Raw genomic sequence first — 2,519 nt, 5'->3', positions numbered from 1 at the left:
TATCCAAATAGTATAAAACAACTAATTAAAATTAAAGATAATATAACATTTTTTTTTTTTTTTTTAACCTCCAACCCTTATATATTATGTATTTATAATTCCATTTTTAGTAAGTTTTATACAAAAAAAGAAGCCTTATAGGCTTCTTTTAGCTAATTCTATTATTTCAGTAGCATGTTCCATTGTTTTCTCTGTTATATTACTTCCTGCTATAAGTCTTGCTATTTCATCTTTTCTTTGATTGTTATCTAGCCTTCTTATAGTTGTAAATGTTCTTTCATTTGATGTACTTTTTTCTATACAATAATGAGTATCTGCTGTAGCAGCAATTTGTGGTAAATGTGTTATACATATAATTTGTTTTTTCTTACCTATATTACTAAGCTTTTCTCCAACTATCTGAGCTGCTATACCACTTATTCCTGTATCTATTTCATCAAATACCAATGTATCTATTTGGTCAATATCTGCAAGTATAGTCTTAAATGCAAGCATAAATCTAGACATTTCCCCACCTGATGCAACTTTATATATAGGTTTAATATCTTCTCCTAAGTTGAAAGATATCATAAATTCTATATCATCTTGACCTTTCATATTAAATACAGTTTCTTCAAAGTTAACTTTAAATACAACATTTTTCATATTTAAACTCTTTAATTCTACTAATAAAACTTCCTCTAACCTTAAAGCAACTTCTTTTCTTGCTTTTGTTAGTTCATCTGCTTTATTTTTAAGAGTTTTTTCAAGTCTTATTATTTCTAATTTTAATTCTTCTACTTTTTCATCTCTATTTAGTATTTCTTCTAATCTAGATTTCATTTTTTCATAGTAGTTAAATATATCTTCTATAGAATCTCCATATTTTCTTCTTAAATTATTTATTTCATCTACTCTAAGTTCTATTTGTTCAAGTTCATATGGCTCAAAATCTATATTTTCTTTATAGTTTCTTATCTCTCTCGATATATCTTGAAGCTCATACATAATTCTTTCTATATCATTATTATAATCACTTAAAGTTTTATCATATTGAGATATTAAACTAAGTTCTTTTACTGCATTTCCTACTAAATCAACAGAGTTTACAGAACCATCATATAAATTCTGATATGCTGAATTAAGATTACTATATATTTTTTCACTGTTTCTATATACATCTCTTTGTTTTAATAATTCTTCATATTCATCATTACTTAAATTTGCAGATTCTATTTCATTTATTTGGAATTTAAGTAAATCTATTTCTCTTTGTATCTGCATATCATCTTTATTTTCAGTTAATACGCTTAATGCCTTTTTAACATCACTATATTCATCATATATAGATTTATATTCTTTTTTATAATTTTCTAACTCAAACTCTCCAAACAAATCTAAGAAATCTAAATGAGTTTCTTTATTAAATAATGCTTGATTCTGATGTTGTCCATGTATATCTATTAAAGTAGATGCAATATCTTTTAATACAGATAATTTAACCGTTCTTCCATTAACCCTAGCAACACTTTTTCCATCAGAATATATAACTCTAGTTATTACTAATAAATTGTCTTCATCTAAGTCTAAATCGTGTTCATGTAAGACTTTCTTTAAGTTGCTACTTTCTGAATGAAATACAGCTTCTATTACACCTTTTTCTGTACCTTTTCTTAAAAAGGATCTATCATATTTTTCACCTAGGCATAATCCTAATGCATCTATTATTATAGACTTCCCTGAACCTGTTTCACCAGTTAATATATTTAAATTTTCATCTATTCCTAGTCTTAGTTCTTCAACTAGTGCACAGTTTTTCATATATAACTCAAGGATCAATTTAAATCCCCCTCTTTTTTATATATTTAATATTTTTTATCTATTTACTTAAATTATGAGAAGCTTCAACTACTTCTAATATTTTTTTATTATGATTTTCACTATCAAACTCAAATGGCTGATTTGTAACTTTTAAATGTATTAGGTATTCTATATTACCTTCTGGTCCCTTTATAGGAGAATAGTCTAAATCTAATATTTCAAACCCATTTTCAACTGCAAAATCAGATATCATTTGTATAACTTCTATATGCGTTGATTTTTCTCTTACTACACCTTTTTTACCAACTTTTTCTCTTCCTGCTTCAAATTGTGGCTTTATAAGTGCTACAATTTCTCCATTTTCACGAATAAGTTCCTTACACTTAGGAAGTACTAATTTTAAGGATATAAACGAAACATCTATAGATGCAAAGTCTGCAAACTCTTTTGTATCCTCTATTGTAACATGTCTTATATTAGTTCTTTCCATACAAACAACTCTTTCATCCTGTCTTAGTTTCCAAGCAAGTTGTCCATATCCTACATCTATAGAAAATACTTTTTTAGCTCCATTTTGAAGCATGCAGTCTGTAAACCCTCCAGTAGATGCACCTATATCCATACATACCTTACCCTCTAGTGTTAAATCGAAGTTTTTCATTGCTTTTTCAAGCTTAAGTCCACCTCTACTTACATAAGGTATTGGGTCTCCTTTTACT

At 26.9% G+C, this 2,519-nt stretch carries 2 protein-coding genes; both read right to left on the bottom strand.

What is annotated here, in order from left to right; genetic code table 11:
* Window positions 1-135: 135 nt before the first annotated feature.
* Window positions 136-1,818 carry a DNA repair protein RecN gene (gene recN / locus Q5F54_RS12985; RefSeq protein ID WP_281538937.1) on the bottom strand — a complete coding sequence of 561 codons (1,683 nt, stop codon included), beginning with the start codon at window positions 1,816-1,818 and terminating at the stop codon, window positions 136-138.
* Between the two features lie 40 nt (window positions 1,819-1,858).
* Window positions 1,859-2,519 (bottom strand): TlyA family RNA methyltransferase (locus tag Q5F54_RS12980; RefSeq protein ID WP_302334576.1); only part of this gene is annotated, 661 nt, incomplete at its 5' end.

The organism is uncultured Romboutsia sp. (genome assembly GCF_958366745.1).
In the GTDB taxonomy this organism is placed as follows: domain Bacteria; phylum Bacillota; class Clostridia; order Peptostreptococcales; family Peptostreptococcaceae; genus Romboutsia; species Romboutsia timonensis.
The sequence above is the reverse complement of the archived record's forward strand: the minus strand, read 5'-3'. Positions and strand labels throughout refer to the sequence as shown.